At 57.0% G+C, this 21218-nt stretch carries 19 protein-coding genes; 15 read left to right on the forward strand and 4 right to left on the reverse strand.

Going from position 1 to position 21218, the window contains the following annotated elements:
- Window positions 1-7 precede the first annotated feature (7 nt).
- From WG934_RS06080 to WG934_RS06100, 5 genes are read left to right on the forward strand one after another with little or no spacing between them, the layout of a single operon-like run.
- Complete coding sequence (locus tag WG934_RS06080) at window positions 8-1159, forward strand: M24 family metallopeptidase (RefSeq protein WP_339989131.1); 1152 nt, start codon at window positions 8-10, stop codon at window positions 1157-1159.
- Window positions 1160-1166: 7 nt separating this feature from the next.
- A complete protein-coding gene (locus WG934_RS06085; protein WP_339989133.1) occupies window positions 1167-1931 on the forward strand; it encodes an SDR family NAD(P)-dependent oxidoreductase in 765 nt (254 codons plus the stop codon).
- Between the two features lie 19 nt (window positions 1932-1950).
- A complete protein-coding gene (gene cbiE / locus WG934_RS06090; RefSeq protein ID WP_339978555.1) occupies window positions 1951-3186 on the forward strand; it encodes a precorrin-6y C5,15-methyltransferase (decarboxylating) subunit CbiE in 1236 nt (411 codons plus the stop codon).
- A gap of 60 nt (window positions 3187-3246) precedes the next feature.
- Window positions 3247-4020: a precorrin-4 C(11)-methyltransferase gene (gene cobM, locus WG934_RS06095; protein WP_339989135.1), complete on the forward strand. Its 774-nt coding sequence runs from the start codon at window positions 3247-3249 to the stop codon at window positions 4018-4020.
- Window positions 4008-4751: a cobalt-precorrin-6A reductase gene (locus WG934_RS06100; protein WP_339978559.1), complete on the forward strand. Its 744-nt coding sequence runs from the start codon at window positions 4008-4010 to the stop codon at window positions 4749-4751. The genes cobM and WG934_RS06100 overlap by 13 nt, the downstream gene beginning before the upstream one ends.
- A 27-nt stretch (window positions 4752-4778) precedes the next feature.
- Here WG934_RS06100 and cobJ read toward each other — a convergent pair whose 3' ends face one another.
- From cobJ to WG934_RS06115, 3 genes are read right to left on the reverse strand one after another with little or no spacing between them, the layout of a single operon-like run.
- The gene (cobJ, locus tag WG934_RS06105) at window positions 4779-6431 is read right to left on the reverse strand and encodes a precorrin-3B C(17)-methyltransferase (RefSeq protein ID WP_445228189.1); all 1653 of its coding nucleotides are present in this window, start codon (window positions 6429-6431) and stop codon (window positions 4779-4781) included.
- Window positions 6383-7048: a precorrin-8X methylmutase gene (locus WG934_RS06110; RefSeq protein ID WP_339989138.1), complete on the reverse strand. Its 666-nt coding sequence runs from the start codon at window positions 7046-7048 to the stop codon at window positions 6383-6385. Before WG934_RS06110 ends, cobJ begins: the two co-directional genes overlap by 49 nt.
- A gap of 34 nt (window positions 7049-7082) precedes the next feature.
- Complete coding sequence (locus tag WG934_RS06115; protein WP_339989140.1) at window positions 7083-8303, reverse strand: precorrin-3B synthase; 1221 nt, start codon at window positions 8301-8303, stop codon at window positions 7083-7085.
- 194 nt (window positions 8304-8497) lie between these two features.
- Here WG934_RS06115 and WG934_RS06120 point away from each other — a divergent pair, with 194 nt between their 5' ends.
- The 5 genes from WG934_RS06120 (at window position 8498) to WG934_RS06140 (ending at window position 16960) form a co-directional block, all read left to right on the forward strand.
- Window positions 8498-9937 (forward strand): lipase family protein, encoded by a 1440-nt coding sequence (locus WG934_RS06120; RefSeq protein ID WP_339989141.1) that lies wholly within the window; start codon window positions 8498-8500, stop codon window positions 9935-9937.
- Window positions 9938-10122: 185 nt separating this feature from the next.
- Window positions 10123-13761, forward strand: a complete 3639-nt coding sequence (cobN, locus tag WG934_RS06125; protein WP_339989142.1) for a cobaltochelatase subunit CobN — start codon at window positions 10123-10125, stop codon at window positions 13759-13761.
- Between the two features lie 75 nt (window positions 13762-13836).
- Entirely contained in the window at window positions 13837-14508 is a 672-nt protein-coding gene (locus WG934_RS06130; protein ID WP_339978566.1) for an FxsA family protein, read from the forward strand.
- A gap of 9 nt (window positions 14509-14517) precedes the next feature.
- Window positions 14518-16104 carry an apolipoprotein N-acyltransferase gene (gene lnt / locus WG934_RS06135; RefSeq protein WP_445228190.1) on the forward strand — a complete coding sequence of 529 codons (1587 nt, stop codon included), beginning with the start codon at window positions 14518-14520 and terminating at the stop codon, window positions 16102-16104.
- A gap of 22 nt (window positions 16105-16126) precedes the next feature.
- On the forward strand, window positions 16127-16960 hold the full coding sequence (locus WG934_RS06140) for a polyprenol monophosphomannose synthase (protein WP_339989144.1): 834 nt from the start codon (window positions 16127-16129) through the stop codon (window positions 16958-16960).
- Between the two features lie 126 nt (window positions 16961-17086).
- On the opposite strand, the gene WG934_RS06145 is transcribed toward WG934_RS06140, so the two are convergent.
- Window positions 17087-17479, reverse strand: a complete 393-nt coding sequence (locus WG934_RS06145; RefSeq protein WP_339978573.1) for an RNA polymerase-binding protein RbpA — start codon at window positions 17477-17479, stop codon at window positions 17087-17089.
- Between the two features lie 79 nt (window positions 17480-17558).
- Between WG934_RS06145 and WG934_RS06150 the strand changes: the two genes are divergently transcribed.
- The 5 genes from WG934_RS06150 to WG934_RS06170 all read left to right on the forward strand — a co-directional run bounded on the left by WG934_RS06150 (window position 17559) and on the right by WG934_RS06170 (window position 21190).
- Complete coding sequence (locus tag WG934_RS06150; protein WP_339989145.1) at window positions 17559-17891, forward strand: hypothetical protein; 333 nt, start codon at window positions 17559-17561, stop codon at window positions 17889-17891.
- Between the two features lie 85 nt (window positions 17892-17976).
- Entirely contained in the window at window positions 17977-18678 is a 702-nt protein-coding gene (locus WG934_RS06155) for a YceI family protein (RefSeq protein ID WP_339989146.1), read from the forward strand.
- A 68-nt stretch (window positions 18679-18746) separates the two neighbouring features.
- Window positions 18747-18995: a hypothetical protein gene (locus WG934_RS06160; RefSeq protein WP_339989148.1), complete on the forward strand. Its 249-nt coding sequence runs from the start codon at window positions 18747-18749 to the stop codon at window positions 18993-18995.
- A 361-nt stretch (window positions 18996-19356) separates the two neighbouring features.
- Window positions 19357-20121, forward strand: a complete 765-nt coding sequence (gene aqpZ / locus WG934_RS06165) for an aquaporin Z (protein WP_339978581.1) — start codon at window positions 19357-19359, stop codon at window positions 20119-20121.
- Window positions 20122-20293: 172 nt separating this feature from the next.
- Complete coding sequence (locus tag WG934_RS06170) at window positions 20294-21190, forward strand: CPBP family intramembrane glutamic endopeptidase (protein ID WP_339989150.1); 897 nt, start codon at window positions 20294-20296, stop codon at window positions 21188-21190.
- The last annotated feature ends 28 nt before the right edge of the window (window positions 21191-21218 follow it).

Consider the following 21218-nt stretch of genomic DNA (forward strand, 5'->3'; position numbering starts at 1 on the left):
TAGAGGCATGAGTAATCAGCTTTTCGACGTATCCGTCTACGCAGCACGTCTCTCCAAGGCAGCTCGACTAGCCGCTGACCGTGGCTTAGGAGGACTAGTCTTCGGGACCGGGGCTGACTTGCAATACCTGATCGGCTCAACAGTCAGCTCTCACGAACGTCTCACTGCTTTAGTCGTGCCAACTGTCGGCCGCCCCACGTTGGTGCTCCCTGCGGTCGAGCGCGGTGATCTTCCTGCCTGCGCAATCGGGGATCTCGACGCTGACGTCGTGCTCTGGGAAGACGGGGAAGATGCACACGAGATCGTCGCAAAGCTTCTGGCTGGCGCTGACACCATTGGTGTTGGCTCATCGCTGACGGCTAATCACCTGCTGCCAATCATGGAACTGACCGGAGCACAGCTCGTGCTTGCCACTCCTGCATTGCGGGAGCTGTTCATGCGCAAGGATGAGGCGGAGATTACGCAGCTGCGCGAAGCCGGAGCAGCCATCGACCGGGTTCTCGAGCGCGTACCGGAATGGCTTGTCGCAGGTCGCACGGAGCGAGACGTGGCAGCCGATATCGAGCGCCAGATTTTGGCTGAAGGACATTCTGCGGTGGACTTCATCATCGTGGGTTCGGGGGAGAATGGCGCGAATCCGCACCACGACTTCTCGGACCGAGTGCTGCGCAACGGGGACATCGTTGTTGTTGACATCGGAGGCACGTGGGGCGCTGGCTATCATTCCGATTGCACACGTGTTTTTGCTGTTGGTGAGCTTCGCGACGACGTCGCCGAGGCATGGAGCATCCTCCGTACTGCGCAGGAAGCTGCGAAGGCTGCGGTGCGTCCGGGTGTAACGGCGGCACACATTGATGCGGTTGCTCGGGAAGTTATTACGCAGGCTGGTTACGGCGAGCAATTCATTCACCGCACTGGTCACGGCATCGGGTTGTCCACGCATGAAGAGCCATTCATCATGGCCGGCAACGATCTGGTGTTGGAACCAGGCATGGCCTTTTCCATTGAACCGGGCATCTATGTGCATGGGGATTTCGGCTTGCGGCTGGAAGACATCGTGGTCGTAACAAGCGATGGCTGCAAGTCCATGAATAATGGTTCGCATGAGTTGTTGTGCGCGAACGGCAGCACAAGCGCAGCAGACGTAGAAGGGAAGTAGTCGGTCAATGGGACACGTACTCATTCTGGGTGGCACCAGCGAGATCGGTGGCGAGGTTGCGGCGAGGTTGGCGAATCATAACGTCGTCACGTTGGCAGCTCGGCGGATCGACGCTCTCGATGAGGTTGCTCAGCGCATGACCGACGCGGGAGCAACCGCAGTGCATCGTCTGTACTTCGATGCGGACGATATCGAAAGCCATGCTGGAGTGTTGGAAGAAGCATGGGCTATCGCACCTGTCGATACTGCGGTGATTGCTTTCGGCATTCTCGGTAACCAGGATGAGTGCGAGCGCAGTGGAGTTGCTGCGGCGAAGGTGATTCACACCGACTTCACTGCACACGCGGCGATTGCCACAGAGCTGGTAGTGCGAATGGAAGAATCCACCGCCAACGGTGATCTTCCTGTCCGCGATGGAGTGTCCGGACGTATTCTCGCATTTTCTTCTATCGCGGGAGCGCGAGTACGTCGCCCCAATTATGTGTATGGCTCTGCGAAGGCAGGTGTCGATGGATTCCTGCAGGGCATGCAGGATCGTCTACATGGTTCATCTATTCAGCTGACCATTGCGCGTCCTGGTTTCGTAATCGGAAAGATGACAGAAGGTATGGATCCTGCGCCGATGTCGTCCACTCCCGATGTCGTTGCTGAAGCCGCCGTGACAGCGCTCGACGGTGGCAAGCCACACGTCTGGATTCCAGGCCGACTATCCGCATTGGCAACAGCAACGACGTTTGTACCTCGCGGCATTTGGCGACGGATGCCTCGCTAATTCAATGTCCTCTCAATACATGACAGACCCAGGATTTACATCCACAATTCCCGTCGTCGGCATCGGCTGCGACGGATGGCAGGGGCTCAGCCCCCACGCGCAGGCTGCGCTTACCTCGGCGAAACGTATCCATGGTTCGCCTCGTCAGCTGTCTTTGCTTGACGACGTTCCCGAGATCAGTGCACAACTCCTACCGTGGCCAGAAAAGTTTTGGGCCAATTGGGATGACGTACTCGCGCCGTTCGTCCCCGGTGAGGATTGCGTCGTCGCCAGTGGTGATCCCATGTTCCATGGCATCGGCACGTCGCTGGTCCGAGAACTCGGTGCACACGCCATTACCGTTATTCCGGCACCGTCGTCAGTGTCGCTTGCTTGCGCTCGGCTTGGTTGGGCTCTCAATAGCACTCCGTTGATTTCGCTGGTGACGGCACCAGCTGGTCTTGCAGGTGCTGCCGAAGTAGTGCCAGTTGCTGACTCCGGGCAGCGTTTCCTGGTGTTGTGTCGAAATGCTGCTTCGGTCGCTGACATCGCCCGTGTGCTGGGCGACCGACCAGACACGACACTCACCGCGTTAACTAATCTCGGCGGTCTACCGGGCACAGACCTGGCTGAAGTCATCGTGACTGGTACCGTCGCCGATCCTCCGGTTCCAGCTGGAGACTTGACCGTCCTGGCCGTTGAACCACGCGGAGCACGTCGTGGTTGGCTCCGCGATACTGATTTCGACACCGATGGTCAGCTCACCAAATCGCCCATCCGAGAACTGTCTGTGACGGCATTAAACCCGCAGCCAGGCGCACTCCTGTGGGACATCGGTGGTGGCACCGGCTCCATCAGTATCGAGTGGGCTCGCCATGGCGGTCGGGCCATCACGTTCGAACGCAGCCAAGAACGCGCGACGCGTATTCAAGGCAACGTCGACAAGCTCTCCGGCAGAGTACAGGTCATCTGTGGTTCGGCTCCTGAGGTCTTGAGTGCTAGCGATCTGGGACCAGCACCTGATGCCATCTTCATTGGTGGTGGACTGACCGCTGACGGCATGATTGACGCGTGCGTCGCAGCTCTCGCGCCGGGCGGCACGCTCGTGGCAAACACGGTCACTATTGAGTCAGAAGCGGTGCTGTGGGCGTCGCAACGTCGTTTCGGTGGCACCGTGACTCGACTGAGTGTGGAACGCGCTGGTGAGGTCGGTAAATTCACAGCGTGGAGGCCAGCACTTCCTGTCGTGCAATGGGTGCTGACGAAGCCATCCTGAGCGCGGCTAGAATTGCCGATTGTCGTTCGAAAATAGAAAACATCACAAAGGGGAACACACGTGACCGTCTATTTCATTGGTGCTGGTCCAGGTGCAGAGGATCTGCTGACTCTGCGAGCTGATCGGCTCATTCGGTCATGCCCGGTGTGCTTGTATGCGGGCAGCATTGTGCCACCTGAGGTTTTAGCGAATTGTCCTGCCGACGCGGAGGTGATCAATACTGCGCGCATGCCGTTGGATGACATCATCGCGGTGATCACCAAAGCTCATGCGGAAGGCAAGGATGTCGCTCGTCTGCAGTCCGGCGATCCATCAGTGTGGTCGGCGCTAGCGGAACAGGCACGACGCTTGACCGCCGCGGGAGTTGACTATGAAATCGTTCCAGGTGTCGCCTCGTTTTCGGCAGCAGCTGCAGCCCTTGGCCATGAGCTGACGGTGCCAACAGTCGGGCAGTCCGTGATTCTGACGCGTGTGTCAGGTCGGGCATCCAAGATGCCGGAGGGGGAGACCCTAGACAACTTTGGTCGCACTGGCGCAACGTTGTGCATCCACCTGGCGGCACATGACATTGACCGTGTCGTCGCAGAATTGACCCCCAACTACGGCGATGACTGCCCAGTTGCCGTCGTTGCTTTTGCATCTCGCCCAGAACAAGTCGTCCTCCGTGGCACGCTGCGGGATATCGCGACACAGGTCAAGGATGCAGGCGTGACTCGCACCGCTGTGATTATTGTAGGGAAAGTACTCGGAGCTGACGCGTTCCCTGATAGCTACTTGTACAGCGATGATCGACCACGAGATGAACACGGAAGGACCATTCCATGCGCGCACTAATTCTCGGTGGCACGGGCGAAGCCCGAGCACTCGCCTCCAAGTTGGTGCAGGCGGGATGGCACGTCACATCGTCGCTTGCGGGTCGGGTGTCAGAACCAAAGCTGCCAGAAGGCAATGTGCGCATTGGCGGTTTCGGTGGTCCAGCTGGTTTGGCAAAGTGGCTTCTTGCCGATGCCACTGAGGTCATCATCGATGCCACTCATCCCTTCGCAGAACGTATCAGCGAATCAGCAGCCGAAGCTGCTCGGGCCACAGGCATTCCGCTGGTCGCGCTGCATCGACCTGCATGGGATGAGGTTCGTGGCGATCAGTGGCTGCACGTCGCCAACATGCAGGAGGCAGCGGAGCTGGTCCGCCGCCGATTCCGCGCGCCGTTTTTGACCATTGGACGTCAGCAACTTGCTCATTTTGCAGATGACCGCGAGGGGCGTTACCTCATTCGGAGTGTCGAGACTCCATCTGGGCCGCTTCCGCGCAACCGGCGGATCGTACTGTCCCGAGGTCCGTTCGATGTACCTAGTGAGCGGAAAATCATGCGGGATTACGCTGTGGACTGCGTCGTCACGAAGAATTCCGGTGGGCCACAGACGTACGCGAAGATTGAGGCAGCGCGCGATCTGAAGAAGCCTGTCGTAATCGTGGATCGCCCAGCTTTGCCTGGAGCAGACATCGCCACCGTGACGCACACGGTGGACGATGCCTTCGATTACATCCGCCGGAATTTCATGTAGCTGCTGCCACGACGGCCTTAATTCCGGCTACAGCAATGCACCTGTGCCGTTGGTACCGCCACCGGCATAATGTCGCGCTGTGTACACGCGCTCACTGCCATCACCAGCGGTATAACGCTGCGTGGACGAGGCACCGAAAATCAACATGGTTCGCATGTCCACGATGTCAGGATCAAAGTCACCCACGGTAGTGATGGTGACCTTCTCCTGATCCGACCCCACCGCACGCGCAACAATCACCGGAGTCTGCGGATCCTGATACTCAAGCATGATGTTCTTGACATCAACCACCTGCTGACGACGTGACTTCGACGCCGGGTTATACACCGCAAACGCCATGTCCGCACCTGCCACCGCACGGATTCGCTTCTCGACGACGTCCCACGGCTTCAACCTATTTGACAGGCTAATCATCGCGTAGTCATGACCCAGTGGAGCACCGACTCGCGATGCCACAGCTTGCGCAGCGGTCATACCTGGGACGATACGAACGGGGATGTCACGCCAGGCGTCATCGTCAGCTGTCTCCAGAACAGCTGCGGCCATAGCGAATACTCCCGGATCACCAGAACTGACGACAACCACGCGCTTGCCGGCCTTCGCCAAATCCAAAGCCAGCGCCGATCGTTCAGCTTCCACCCGGTTATCTGACAAGTGCTTCGTCTGACCGGCGAAAACGGGAACTCGATTGACATACGTGGAGTAGCCAACGATATCCGTCGCAGCAGCCAACTCGGCTGAGACCTCTGGCGTCGTCCAACGCTCGGCGCCCGGGCCCAGCCCGACAACGACGACTTCACCGCGTGGAGCCTCATACGAAGACTCACCTGACGCGTCATTATCCGCTGTATGGCTACCAGGACTGACAGTGTCGGCCTCATCCTGCGCCAAATACCCAGTACGCTGCGTGCCGACGACCGCCACCGAGAAATACGGCACTGCATCCGCGTCGACGTCGGCAAGCGCAGCTACCGACGAGCCGTCCATGGTCGCACGCACGACTACCTGTGCGCGATCAAGTTTTCCGGCTTCATCCAGAATGCTACGGATCTTTTCGACGTGACCGCCGAGCTTCATAATGACCAGACAATCAGCAGCCTGCGCCGCAGCCAGCAATCGGCCGCGATCTGCGGTTGCTGGCAGAACGGTCAAAATGTCGGTGGCTTCTGCCAGCGGGTGGCGCAGCTCCGCGGCAGCAGCTGAGACGCTGGAAATACCCGGCACGATGTGTGCAGGGAACTCCGTTTCTAACGCACGGTGAAGATGCTGGTAGGAGCTGTACAACATGGGATCACCCAGCGACAGCACAGCAACGCTGCGCCCGGCGCGCAAATGTTCTGCCAGCCGCTGGGTGGCCTCTGTATAGAACGCTGCCATGCGCTCTGCATAATCTGCTGAGCCACCGGTCGTCACAGGGTAGCGAAGGAGTTCTTCAATCGCTGGGGTGTCGCGGGAATCAAGGAGGTCGCCGGCGATCTTTCGTGCAGTAGATCGACCATGCGTACCGGCGTGATATACAACCACATCAGCGTGACGAATAATCGAGGCACCGCGCAGGGTAATCAGCTCGGGGTCGCCAGGCCCCAATCCCACTCCGTACAGGTGACCAGCAACGACGGAGGCGTGATCGGTCACTTCAGGATCTCCTGCTTCGTAGCCAATGCGTTGATAGCTGCACATGTGATAGCCGAGCCGCCACGACGGCCAGTCACCGTGAGGTAATTCAACTCAGGCAGATGGTCAGGCCATTCGGCAGCAACATCGATGGTCGCTTGCTTCGACTCTGCTGCGCCAACGAATCCGACCGGGATAGCAAGAATCGCAGCGGGCATCGGCAGCTTTCCTTCGCGCAAGAGATCGAGCAGGTGGAACAGGGCGGTAGGGGCATTACCAATGGCGACGACAGCGCCTTCTAGCTGATCGCCCCACAGATCAACAGCAGCCGCAGTTCGCGTGGTGCCAAGCTCGGCAGCGAGCGCTGGCGTGCGCTCGTCGGCAAGCGTGCAAATGACATCGTTGTTTGCCGGCAGTCGACGGCGGGTGATGCCTGCCTTGATCATGTTGACATCGGTAAAGATGGGCTTTCCAGCATCAAGTGCGTCACGAGCAGCGCTTACCAGATTCGGAGAAAAGACAATGTCCTGCGCCAAATCCGTCTGACCGGCAGCATGGATCATGCGAACCGCAACTACCTCTTCATCAGGGCTAAACGCCGAGAGGTCAGACTCAGCGCGAATAATGGAAAAGGAGTTGCGGTAAATCTCCGCACCATCCGTGATGTACTCGAAGCTACTCATGGAATTGAGAGTAGCCGAAAGCTCAACGCCGTAATCAGTCGACCGAGGTCACGTCATACTCGCCATCGCCGGTGGCCAGGTAGTCAAAGTAGCCACCTTTCGGACGCCCACACCTGCGCTCACAACCAGAGAAGTGAACCCGACCATCCGGGAGCTTTCCGGCGGCGATTGCATGCGCCGCGTCGCCGCGCGTATCAGCCAACGACTTCTCGCAACCTGGACGGCCAGTGCATGCCGTGACCTTGAGCCACGAGGACTTCCGATCGAAGATCAACCCATTGGGGGCCATCACTCGAACAACCTGCTCAGCGACCTCTTCCTGCAGGTCATGCATGATGAGCGAATACCACGGCGTGACATGCACCGTCGTCTGAGTCTGTGCAATCGCACGAGCCAGGCGCGCAGGCAAAATACCGAATCGCAGGCCTGCAGCAAGGCTAATCAAGCCATCTGGCTGTTCAATCCATCCCACGGGCTTCTCCGGACGCCCCGCCGGCGAGAAATCCGCCAATGTCGACGGTTCACGCCACTGAGCGCCGTCGCCAAGCGCATCCACAACTGCACCCGCAAGATCGACCGTCGCATCAGCCTCAGCGACCCGCCACGCAGTTCCTCGTTGCTGCGCCCATTGACGGGTCGCCTCCATCACTGCATCGACCGCATGTTCTTGCGTTACGACGACACCGGATGCAACACCGCCAATAATGAGCTCGACTTCGTCGTCTCCTAGAGCGACGAGCCCCAGGTCCGGGGCTTCTGCAAGCACATCGCCGCGGCCATCGTCGAACGCAAACAAGGTTCGTCCAGGCAGGGAGGCGAGTGACTCGTCTGCGCACAATGCCGCATCGAAGTCCTTGACCATTTGCGAGACATCCGCGCGACCGCCGACTCGGCCAGTCATGGGCGACTGAAGGATATTGCGGACTCGATCGTGGCTTGGATACGGAACGAGCCTTTCTTCTTCAGCAGCGTCCGCGAAACCACTGGCATTGCGAATACCGCGGATCTGCAGGTTTCCACGAGACGTGAAGTGAATATCGCCATCACCGAAGTTGTCCGCCAGGTCTGCTAGCACGGCAAAGCCTGGTGCGGGAAGCAGACCACCAGGGAAGCGGAGTCGGCCAATTGCACCGTCAGCAGCGATGTGGACGCGACGCGAACCCGGGCAACCGTCGACACGGTCGCGCTGTCCTGGATGGGCCTCAGAAGTGTCATCGGCGTCGGGCTGAGAAGGCTGGTCATTAAGGGTGTTCATACTTCAATCATACGTTGGAAAACAGGGGATTTTTCGGAGGTTAGCACCACCGACTTTCGAAACCCGTCGGTTCTGAAACACGCGGAAGTGAATCAAATGCACCATTTTCTGGGAATTTTCACAAAACTAACTAAAAGCCACACTTTCGGTGTTAAACAGTTACAAACATATTTTGATTTCGGTAGGTGAGTGACATGAAGAGAATTCCCCGCACAATCGTGGCCATAGGCGTTGCGGCTGCCTGCGTTGTCTCAGGCAACCCAGCGCTTGCGACTCCGCTAACAGTTCCTGGTCTGCCTGGTCCGGCGTTGCCGGCAGAACTGCCAACTGAGCTGCCGTCTGCGACTGCACCAACGGACGCGCAGCAGACTCCAACGACGCCAGACCCACGCTGGACGACGATCACGCCAGGAGGCATGGGAGACTTTCCGCTCAAGCCCACCCGTGATGCCAACGCTGGGCAAGTTGTCAGCTCGGAAGATGTCGAGCTCATGGCCACGAATGCACTATGGCAGTCCACAGCCAAACGCTTCGACTACTCATCGACAGATTCCATGGGGCGCGCTAGCGTAGATCGCGCACTCTACATCGAGCCAACAGCCCCATGGCGCGGCGACGGCCCTCGTCCGCTTGTCGCCATCGCGCCGGGCACGCAGGGCACAGGCACATACTGTGATCCATCACAGTCCACTGTTGCAGGCCCAACATTCCACACGAATCCACCAGACATTGTGGTTCCGTACGAAACCATTCCTATTGCAGTTCATTTGTCGCAAGGTGCAGCCGTCGTCATCATCGACCACCACCGAAATCCAGAAACAGGCGCCCAGGAGTATGTAGACAACATCTCATCTGGCCAGTCTCTTCTCGACGCTGCTGAGGCCACCCAAGATTTTGGCGTTGATCCAGCCGCTCCAATTGCGACATACGGCTACTCGCAGGGTGGCTCAGCCTCCGGTGCCGCAGCACAGATGGCCGGATACTATGCTCCGCATTTGAATATCGCAGTCAACGCTGTAGGTGGACCACCGTCGGATCTTATGGATGTGCTGGACACCGTTGAAGGTGGCATGTTGGCAGGCGTGCTCGGCTTTGCCATTGACGGCTTGCTTTCCAAGGATCCTGAGTTGCGCGACTACATCTACGAAAACGAGATGTCAGAAACTGGCCGGGAAGTTGTTACGAAGAACAACTCCGGCTGCATGGGCAACGCCATCCTGACCACGGGTTTCCGTACTACTTCGGAACTAACGAAGTCGGGCGAAACCCTCAAGCAGGTCATCGAGAAGTACCCGACTGTCGTCGAAGAGATCAAGCGCCAGAAGCTTGGCCACACCGCACCGACCGCGCCGACGCTGGTGTGGGGCGGCATCGGCGACGATGTCATTCCTATCGACCAGATCCGACGCCTCCGGGACGATTGGATCGCAGCTGGTGGAGATATTCACTACTTCGAGAATGAGGTGCCACCAATCCCAGGCAATCTCGGCATTGGGCACGCGTTGCCGATGCTCGCGCACATCGACTACATTGCACAGTTCATTTGGAGCGAACTCGATCCGCACGGAAGCCGATTCGCAAATGTAGTACCACCAGAGATCGATGCTTCGGCGCTGACCAACCGAGCTAGCTAAACCCACTAGCGGTAGGATGAACTCTACTTTTGTTAAGAGTTCATCCTTTTTCTTTGTTTATTTCTCGGGTCGGGGAAACCGGTGCAAGTCCGGGCGGTCGCGCCACTGTGAAAGTCAGACCTTCGATCCGGGAATGCGGCACCAATGCTTGGGGCGCGTAGTTCCCCAGAAAGGTCTGGCCACCAGTGATTCTCCTGCTGTCTACGTCTGACACCGATCTCTTGTGCGCTCGTAGCGCGACGCAGAAGTCAACAGACGTTGAGTTCCGATGGGCGAACCCAACCCGGCTTTTGGACGGCGATCTTCAAGTTCTCGCAGACGGAGCCGATATCGCCGTCGTTCGTCTGCTGGGTGGTCGCCGTGCGTGGGAAGAGGGCATCGATTGGCTCGTCAATTCGGGAATTCCGACAGTGCTCGTGTCCGGCGAGCAAGCCCCTGACGCTGAGTTGACGGAGTACTCGACTGTCCCAGCAAACGTTGCGACGACCGCGCATACGTATCTCGCCGAAGGCGGCACATCTAACTTCGTGGAGCTGCACAACTTCCTATCAGACACGCTCCTACTCACTGGTTTTGGTTTTGGTGAGCCAACGCGGATGCCGACGTGGGGCTTCTTGGATCGAACAGCAGCGCCACTGCCGGATGATGCTCCGACCATCGGTGTTGTGTACTACCGCGCCCAGCATTTGGCCGGTAACACTAGCTATGTCGAGCTGTTGTGCCAGGCCATCGAAGCCAGGGGAGCAGCGGTCAAGCCGATTTTCGCTGCTTCCTTGCGTACTGCTGGAGACGACCTGCTCGCGGAACTCAGCACCTGTGATGTGTTGATCACGACGGTCCTCGCAGCAGGTGGCACCCGTCCGGCAACTGCGCAGGCTGGTGAGCAAGACGAATCATGGGACGTGGCCGCACTCGCACAACTCGATGTGCCTATCATCCAGGGCCTCGCGCTGACGTCACCGCGCGCTGCTTGGGAAGAAAACGATGAAGGCCTTACGCCTTTGGACGTCGCCACGCAGATCGCGGTGCCGGAGTTTGATGGCCGTATCATCACGGTTCCTTTTTCGTTCAAGGAAATCGACGATGACAATCTGATCGCGTACGTTGCAGACCCGGAGCGGTGTGCTCGTCTAGCAGGCATTGCGGTTCGCCATGCTGCGCTGCGCCATAAGGCTAATGCCGATAAGCATGTCGCCGTGATGTTGTCGGCGTACCCAACCAAGCATGCGCGTATTGGTAATGCTGTCGGATTGGATACACCGGCGTCGACTCTGCGGGTGCTTCATGCGCTCGCGGATGCTGGTTATGATCTGGGAGATACCACTCAGATTCCAGGATATGCATCCGCTGCAGATGGCTCCGACGAACCTGACGCATTCATGCACGCCATCATCGATGCCGGCGGCCAGGATCCAGATTGGCTGACCGAAGAAGTCATGGAAGCCAATCCGCTGCGGCTGCCAGCAGCGACGTACCAGACATACTTCAATACGTTGCCCGCCGATTTGCGCGACGACATGGTCGAGCATTGGGGACAAGCACCAGGGCAGCTGTACGTCAACCCGAACACGAGTGACATCTATATTGCGGGACTGCGTTTCGGCAATGTCGTCGTCATGGTTCAGCCACCACGTGGCTTCGGCGACAATCCAGTGGGGATTTACCATGATCCAGATTTGCCTCCGACGCACCATTACTTGGCGTGCTACCACTGGATCGCCCTGGCTGAGGCCAATGGTGGTTTCGGCGCCGACGCGGTTATACACATGGGCAAGCACGGCAACATGGAATGGTTGCCAGGCAAGACAGCTGGACTATCGGCTTCGTGTGGCCCGGATCAGGCTATTGGCGAGTTGCCACTGATCTACCCATTCCTCGTCAATGACCCAGGTGAAGGTACGCAAGCGAAGCGACGCGCCCATGCAACGCTTGTCGATCACTTGATCCCACCTATGGCGCGCGCTGAATCGTACGGCGATATCACGCGTTTGGAACAGCTTCTCGACGAACACCAGAACATTTCCGCGATGGATCCGGCGAAACTGCCGGCAATTCGACAGGAAATCTGGACGCTATTGTCGGCAGCGAAGATGGACCAGGATCTTGGTTGGGACCAGCGCCCAGACGAAGATGTCTTTGATGACATGCTTATGCATGTTGACGGATGGCTCTGCGAGATCAAGGACGTGGCTATCCGCGGTGGCCTGCACATTCTTGGAGCTGCGCCAACTGGCGAGCAGCTCGTAGGCACGGTCGCCACAATGCTGCGCGCCCGCCAGCTGTGGGGTGGAGAGCACACATTGCCGGGCCTTCGCGAAGCTCTAGGCCTTCTCGAAGACGGCTCCGATTCCCGTGATCACGTCGATAACGTCGATGCGATTGCCACGGCACTGGTTGCAGCTCTCGTCAACAATCCAGCAGCTAATCTCGACGAGCTCGCTAGCCGTGCCATCGCCGAAACCTCTAAGCATGCATCGACGCAGGCTGACGTTGCGACCATCGTCAAGCTTCTCGAGTTCACACGCGATGAAATTCTGCCACGTCTGGCGCGGACGGATCAGGAGATTCCTATGATCTTGCATGCGCTGAATGGTGGTTTTGTTCCTGCGGGACCATCGGGGTCGCCACTGCGCGGTCTGGTTAATACGTTGCCGACCGCCCGAAACTTCTATTCGGTCGATCCGAAGGCGATTCCATCACGACTGGCATGGGAGACGGGCCAGAATCTCGCAGATGGTCTCATCGAGCGTTACCTCGCTGACCACGACGGCGAGTACCCGAAGTCTGTCGGTTTGTCGGTATGGGGCACCTCGGCGATGCGTACTTCCGGCGATGACATCGCGGAAGTACTTGCGCTGATGGGTGTGCGTCCACAGTGGGATGAAGCATCGCGCCGCATTGTCGGCCTCGAAGTCATTTCGATCGAAGAACTCGGTCGCCCCCGCATCGATGTCACTGTCCGCATTTCTGGCTTCTTCCGGGACGCATTCCCGCATGTCATCGCGCTTCTCGACGACGCCGTGCAGCTCGTTGCCGCACTCGACGAATCGGATGCCGACAACTTCGTCCGCGCTCATGCTCGCGCAGACAAGCAGGAAAAGCCACGTCGTATCTTCGGCTCCAAGCCAGGCACGTACGGAGCGGGATTGCTACAGCTAATCGACTCTGGTTCTTGGCGTGACGACGCCGACCTCGCCGAGGTCTACACCACGTGGGGCGGATATGCGTATGGTCGCAACGTGGATGGTGTTCCCGCCGCTGACGATATGCGCACTGCCTACCGACGCATCCAAGTTGCAGCGAAGAACGCCGACACTCGCGAGCACGATATCGCCGACTCGGACGATTACTTCCAGTTCCACGGCGGTATGGTGGCGACCGTTCGTGCGCTGACTGGTAACGATCCGGACGCGTACATTGGCGATTCAACGCGCCCAGATTCAGTTCGTACCCGAACGCTGCACGAAGAAACTCGTCGCGTTTTCCGCGCCCGAGTTGTGAATCCGCGCTGGATGGCTGCGATGCGTTCGCATGGTTACAAGGGTGCGTTCGAAATGGCTGCGACCGTCGATTATCTCTTCGGCTACGACGCAACCACGGGCGTCATGGATGATTGGATGTACGAAACACTGACGGATACGTACGTTGCGGACAAGGAAAATCGCGAATTCTTCGATGCTTCGAATCCATGGGCGCTGCATGATATCTCGGAACGACTGCTGGAAGCCGCTGACCGAAAGCTGTGGGAAAATCCGGACCAAGAACGACTCGATATCCTTCGCCAAGCGTTCCTGGAAACCGAAGGCGACCTGGAAGATCGCTAGGCGCTAGAACCGCACGCTGCGACCGGCGTGCGCGTCAGGATCAATGAATCCGGGCAGGGCAGTAGGGTGAGCACTATGTCATCCTTTCTAAAAGTCGCCTACGTGGTCATTGAGATCGTGGCTTTTATTGCCGTGGCTCAGTGGCTGGGGTGGGGCTGGGCTTTTGTTGCCTTGCTCGGATTGTTCATTGTCGGCACGGCTATCTCTGCTTTTGAGATGAAGCGTGTCACCGAACGTGCCTTGACTCAGCAGATGCACGAAGGTCAGGCCATTATTGAGGGTCGCGCCGAAGCTGATCCCGAACGTGCTATCTCTCGCGCTGGCACCGTGATGGCTGATTCAGCGATGCTCATCGTCGGCTCTGTTTTGATGGCCATCCCCGGATTCGTCACATCAATCTTGGGGTTGTTCCTTATTCTTCCGCCTACTCGCTGGGTATTGCGCAAGGTCGGCAGCATGGCAATGCTGAAGTGGTTCACCAAGATTGGTAACGAATCGTTGTTCAAGGTTCAACAGTACGGTGTCCGTTACCCCGAAGGCTTCAACAACGGATCGCCACAAGACGGCTCTGGTGCGCCGGGGACTTCACGCCCCGCAGACGTTATCGATGAGATGTCAGACGAAGAATTCTTCAAGAATTTCGTGGTTCCCGATGATGCCCGCGAGCTCACTGATCCGACCCCAGATTCTGACGACGAGTCTGACGAATCTGGCTCATACGACCCATCTGACAAGCCGAAAGACTAACTAACTCGAATGTGGAAGGTGAACATCCTCAGGCTTGGCGCTGCCATTGCTGCAGGCGTTGCGCAATTCTTGTCGTATCAGCCTATTGGCCTGTGGTGGGCTGGGTGGTGTGCAGCTGCACTACTGATTGCTGCATTGTTGCCAGCTGCCCAGCCAACCCACGACAGCGAGAACGACCAGCATAATTATTCCCAGCAGCTTATCCGCCCCCGTTGGTGGATAATTCTCCTCGTTGGTTTTCTGTGGTCAGCAGCCACAGCGTTGACATCTCTGCCATGGATCGCATCGTTTGTCGGTAATCTTCCGTGGCTTGCGTTGGCAGTTCTTCTCGGCCTTCTTGCCATCCCCACGTCGTTTGGTATCGCCTGGATTCTTGCTTCACGGCTTCCGATGACGCTCCGCCTCGTAGGAGCTGCAGCTTGGATTACCGCCATTGAAGCTGTTCTGTCGTATTGGCCTTTCGGAGGTTTTCCGTGGCTTCGTCTTGCGTGGGGGCAGATCGGTGGTCCGCTCCAGAACTTGGCGGTCGCCGGCGGCGCTCCAATTGTCAGCCTTGCTACCGCATTGCTTGGTGGTGCCGTGGTGGCCTTGGCTTTACGACGATTCCGTGCAGCAGCAAGCCTCACTATCGCAGTCGCCTTGGCAGCGATCGTCGTAACGCCATTTGTATCTGGGGAAGGGGATAGCGAGGCGCGCACTGTGCGCGTCGCGGCTGTGCAGGGAAATGTTCCTCGGTTGGGGTTGGATTTCAATGCGCAGCGCTTGGCTGTCTTGGAAAACCATGTGCACGCTACGAAGAGGTTGGCAGCACGGGTCAAGTCGGGTGAGGAACCGCAACCGGATGTTGTGCTGTGGCCTGAAAACTCCGCAGACGTCAGTCCTTTTGTGGACTATTCGGCGCAACGGCTTATCGATGACGCGGCGACGGCCATCAACGCCCCCATTGTCGTCGGTACTTTCACGTACGACCGCGGCACGCAGAACACCATGGTTGTGTGGGATCCGGAACTGGGTGCGGTGAGTGGGCCAGACGGTCGACACGAGAAGATCTATTTGCAGCCGTTTGGCGAGTACATGCCTCTGCGCGATCTCTTGCGGAACGTGACTGAACTGGTGGATCTCGCCGGTGACATGACTCCGGGTGCGGGAGACGGTGTCATTGTTGCCAATGGAGCCAAGATAGGTGTCGCTACGTGTTACGAAGTTGTTTTCGACCGTGCCTACCGGAATGCTGTGAACAATGGTGCAACACTGTTGGCCACACCGACAAACAATGCAACGTTCGGGTTCACTGATATGACGTACCAACAGCTTGCTATGAGCCGAATGCGTGCGATCGAGCATCAGCGTGCTGTCGTAGTATCCGCAACCAGTGGTGTCAGCGCCATCGTGACTCTAGATGGCACAGTGCAGTCGGAGACTGAAATTTTCACTCAGGAAGTGTTGACTGCCACGTTGCCATTAAATACTGAGCGCACATTGGCTACTCGTTTTGGCGGGGTCATTGAGTGGTCAATCGCCGCGTGCGGTGTAGCCCTCCTCGTACTTTCAATACTGGGAACTTTCCGGCGTTCAGATAGAATGCCAGGGAAGTAGCACAACGTAAAAGGAGCTTCAGGTGTCGCAACCAAGCGAGAGCACCCTCGTTATCATTCCAACGTTTAACGAGCGCGAAAACTTGCCAGGTGTTATTGCCCGCCTCCGGGAATCTGAACCAAACGTTCATGTCCTGGTTGTCGACGATTCGTCGCCAGACGGCACCGGTGATGTTGCAGATGACATTGCCGCGAAGGACACCGCAGTCAACGGGGTCGAGCGAATCTTCGTCATGCACCGCGAAGGCAAGGGTGGCCTCTGGGGTGCCTACCGCGCAGGCTTTGCATGGGGTTTGGAACGCGACTACCAGGTTCTCTGCGAGATGGATGCCGACGGTTCGCATGCTCCAGAACAGCTCCGATTGCTTCTCGCAGCAATCGACGAAGGCGCTGACCTGGTTATTGGTTCTCGCTACGTGCCAGGGGGCAAGACCGTGAACTGGCCAGTTTCTCGCCAGGTTCTGTCGCGTGGTGGCAACATCTACATTTCTATGGCCCTCGGCGCTGGCGTTTCCGACATCACCGCTGGTTACCGCGCGTACCGTCGTGAAGTTTTGGAAACACTGGATCTGGAGTCGATCGGCAAGGCTGCGTACCTGTTCCAGACCGAACTGGCGTGGCAGTCAGTCCAGGCTGGTTTTGATGTCCGTGAGGTGCCAATTACGTTCACCGAGCGTGAGCACGGCGAGTCGAAGATGGACGGCAGCTTCGTCAAGCAGTCGTTGGTTCAGGTCACGAAGTGGGGTGCCGTCCACCGTTACACCCAGGTCAGGGATATTGCGACGGAATTTGGCAAGCTCGGTGCGCACGAGGTCAAGACTCGTGTCCGCAATACCCGCAAGAAGTTTGGCAAGTAATAGGGCCATTCAGTACACAGGTCGCTGATTCTCAGTATCTGTACTGAAAGTTGCCTACCAACACAATGAGGACCAGTAGCAATTGCTGCTGGTCCTCATTCGTTTTGTACTTAGCTTGGCTAGCTTTTACTCTGCTGCTTTCGCCGCTTCTTCAGCTTCCTGCTGCTGCTTGAGCAAACGGGCAGCGTTACGACGACGCTTGCGCAGAAGATCAACACGCTCGTCCAAAAGAACATCGAGTTCTTCCAACGAACGGCGCTCGCGCAGCATATCCCAGTGGGTGCGAGGTGGCTTGACTGGCTTAGCTTCGGTACCTTCGCCTTCCAGAAGCTTGCCTACCTGGCCGTTCTTGCATAGCCATTCACCTGGGATTTCGGCATCGTTAGCAAACGGAACTTCGAAAACCTCGCCGCTCTCGGTCTGGTAACGAACCATGTTCCGCGGAGCCAGGTCATGGTCGCGGTCAGTTTCATAGGACACAGCGCCCATGCGGCTACCGCGCAAAACTCGATCTGCCATGTGGTGGTTGCCCCTCTTTCATTATCAGCTGACCCCCTATTATAACGTTGCACCTCACGACGTGCCATAATCGTCGCTAATGTCCCAGAAACCAGCTCCCTTGTGCACGCATTGTGGAAACGAGATCGCATATTCCGGGCGTGGCCGACGCCCAAAATTTTGCTCTCAGTCCTGCCGCCAACGCGCGTATGAAAAGCGTATCGGTGCGCGCCAACCTATCGCGCTGGACAATGCAGATCACGCCGAGCTAGGGCAGAAGCGTCTCGACCGTCTCAACGACGGACTATACGAGCTTCGATGCGCTGCCGAAGATGTCGAACTTGCAGCCCAAGAAGGAGCTGACCGCTCTGAAATCATTGAGCTGTGTCACGAGGTCGTCGCAAAGGCTCGTGCTGTGGAAAAGATGACCTAGACCAAAATAAACGGGCAGTGTGATGCAGGTTTTAACTCCGAATCCGACTTCATTAATAACAGCGTAAAGGGATACTATGGTAGGTATGAATTCCGGCATGAAGAAATCCCTCATCACGTTGGTCGCAGTCGCGGTCGTAGCAATGGCTATCGTCATTGTCGGCCCCGTTATTTACCGCATTTTCACAGCAGAAGGTCCGCGCACCGGCGAGATCGATATGTCAGTCGCGGAACCAGCAACAACTGACCGAAACGGTACGTGGCATGTGGCCGCAGGCGACTACACAAACAACACTTCTGTGGGATTCACTTTTGCCGAACTTCTCCCAGGTAGCGAACGCGTGACATCCGGCTCCACGCATGATGTCACGGGTGAGTTCATCGTGAAGAATGATGAGCTTGTCGACGGTCAAGCAATCGTTGATATGACAACTTTGAGGTCGGATATTGAAAAGCGTGACATCAATGTCCGCATGAAGATCTTCAGCACGGATGTTTACCCGGAAGCGAAGTTTGAGGTCGCCGGCAAGACTGACCTTTCCGTCGTTCCTGATTCCGGCGAAGCTGTTGATATTAAGGTCCCAGGACGCCTGACCATTCGCGGCGTGACCAATGATGTCGAAGTGCCACTTAAAGTGATGCGATCCGCAGATAAGTTCATGATGTCGGGTAACTTGAAGATCAACAGGTTGGACTACAACGTGCGCACTCCAGACTTTGTCGCAGCTTCGGTTGATGAAGAAGGCGAAGTAAATTTGCGTTTCGTACTTACTAAGGACGAGCAGTAGCCGACCCTCAACTCCATTACATTTCGTCACAGTGACGAAATGATTGCGATTAGAAGGACAGTAGAAGAGTGACAGTTGAAGACAAGAATACGAATGTCTATGACAGCATGTTGCTCGCACGGAAATTCCGACTCGTCCTTTTGGTCACTTTTTGCATTTTCATGGCCTACCAAAAGTTATGGATCTTGCTAGCGATCGGCGTAGCACTCATCGTATTGACCCTGTGGCAAAACAAGCGACTCAAAGAAGAGATCGCCGTTCGCCAGGCCGAGATGGCCGCCGAAGCGTCAGCGACAAAAACGCGCAATAAGAAGTAGTCGACTGAGTCGACCGTGCCAGCAAGGCGGCATGCAGCCAATCCACATATCACCAGGTAGTCGCGACCACTGCCGTTAATTGTCCGATAATATACATTATGACATTCTGTCGCGGGATCCCGCTCCCCATGTTTTACCGCACTGCCCGCCCAAAGCTTTTACGCTCATCGCTTGGCGCCAGTTGTCGCAATCGCCCGCGTTTTGACCGGCCGCCCCGCTGACATAATCGGTTGACACGCGTAACATGAGCAACACGCCTAACATCTCTCACATTTGTTTCAGCTTGTAAGAGGCTTAGACGTTATGTTTATAGAGTACGTTTAAACGTCAAGCGCCCAGACTTGGGCATTCAGGAGTTATCATGACACCACCGATGAGTAAGCGGCTGTGGGCCGAGTTCCTCGGTACATTCTGGCTGGTATTCGGCGGCTGTGGTTCGGCTGTATTGGCTGCAAAGGTAATGGCAGACAACACGGTCAATATGGGCATCGGCTTCGTAGGCGTTTCGCTCGCTTTCGGTCTGACCGTTGTCACTGGCGCATACGCACTAGGCCACATCTCGGGTGGCCACTTCAACCCTGCTGTGACCTTGGGCTGCGCCGTCGCAAAGCGCGTTGAATGGTCTGCAGTTGTTCCATACTGGATTACCCAGATCATTGGCGCCACTGTTGCTGGTGGCGTCTTGTACGTCATCGCATCCGGCAAGGAAGGCTTCGACGCTGTCGAATCCGGCTTCGCAACCAACGGCTACGGCGAACTGTCCCCAGACGGCTACTCGCTGATGGCTGTCGCAGTAACCGAAATTGTTCTCACTGCTGTGTTCCTGTGGGTCATCCTTGGCACCACTTCGAAGAAGGCTCCAGCTGGTTTCGCACCACTGGCAATCGGCCTTACCCTGACCCTCATTCACTTGATCTCAATTCCTGTATCGAATACCTCTGTCAACCCTGCTCGCTCACTGGGTGTTGCATGGTTCGCAGGCGGCGATCCGCTGGCTCAGGTGTGGCTGTTTATCCTGGCTCCTCTGGTAGGCGCTGCGATTGCAGGTATCTCCTACAACTTCCTTACTGGCGATGATGATCCAGAGCCGGCTGAAGCTGAGGCTCGCGTTGGCGCTGATCTGTAAGCGTCGCTAAGTTCCACGCACACGTGCTATTACGTAGCACCAACCCCGCTTTCCTCCTGGTGAGCGGGGTTTCTTCTATATCCTGGGTATTAGACACGGCAATTATCTATTCGATGTTTCTGTGTGTCGTGAGTTGCGTATTTAGTAGTCAATTCCCAGAAAGCTGCAAGCCATGCGTACCGACGGCCTCACTATCGACCACCCCACCCAAGAAGTCACTAAAGAGCGCCCCGTCATCCGGCACCCGCTCATTCGACTGCTGCTTTTCGTTCTCTTGTTCCTCGCCTGCAACGCCGTGGCATTGATCCCGGCTATGCCTTTCCTCGAGAAGCTGTCGGAAACCGGAGAAGCAAGCGTATCCGTCGGGACAGCGATCATCGCAGCACTAGTCGCCTACTTTGTACTGGTCAGGTACATAGAAAAGCGACAACCGACTGAATTAACCGAGAAGATCCTCTCCGGAACCCTAGTCGGACTTCTCGCTGGTTTAGCACTGATTTCAGCGGTCGTCGGCATAGTGTGGCTCCTGAACGGCATCGAGTTTACGGGTACCCAAACTCCGACTGGCTGGGCAATGGTGTTGATCGTGACAGGATTTCAAGCTGGCATTATCGAAGAGATCATTACCCGTGGCGTTCTCTTTCGATTGATCGAAGAACTCTTGGGTTCGTGGGGATCAACTGCGCTCAGCGCATTCATCTTCGGTGCCTTACACCTTGGCAATGACAACGCCACTTTCGCAAGCGCCATGTCGATTGCTGTCTCCGCCGGTCTCCTCTTTGCTGCTCTTTACATGCTCACCCGAAATTTGTGGGTCTGCATCGGCACACACTTTGCATGGAACGTCGCACAAGCATTGCTATTCGACATCGCAGTGTCAGGCAACGACCACTCTGGTTTCTTCGCATCTCATCCCGTCGGCAACGACCTGATTTCGGGCGGTGCGTTCGGTGTTGAAGCAAGTATTGTCACCCCGATTGTCGTCGGACTCGTAGCAGTCGCGCTATTTGTTCGCGCTGCACAGATCGGAAATGTCGTTGCGCCGAAATGGATGCGAGCGAAAGCATGATGGCTCTGTACATAAGGTGAAACTCCAC

The sequence above is a fragment of the Corynebacterium sp. H78 genome (assembly GCF_037572275.1).
Classification (GTDB): domain Bacteria; phylum Actinomycetota; class Actinomycetes; order Mycobacteriales; family Mycobacteriaceae; genus Corynebacterium.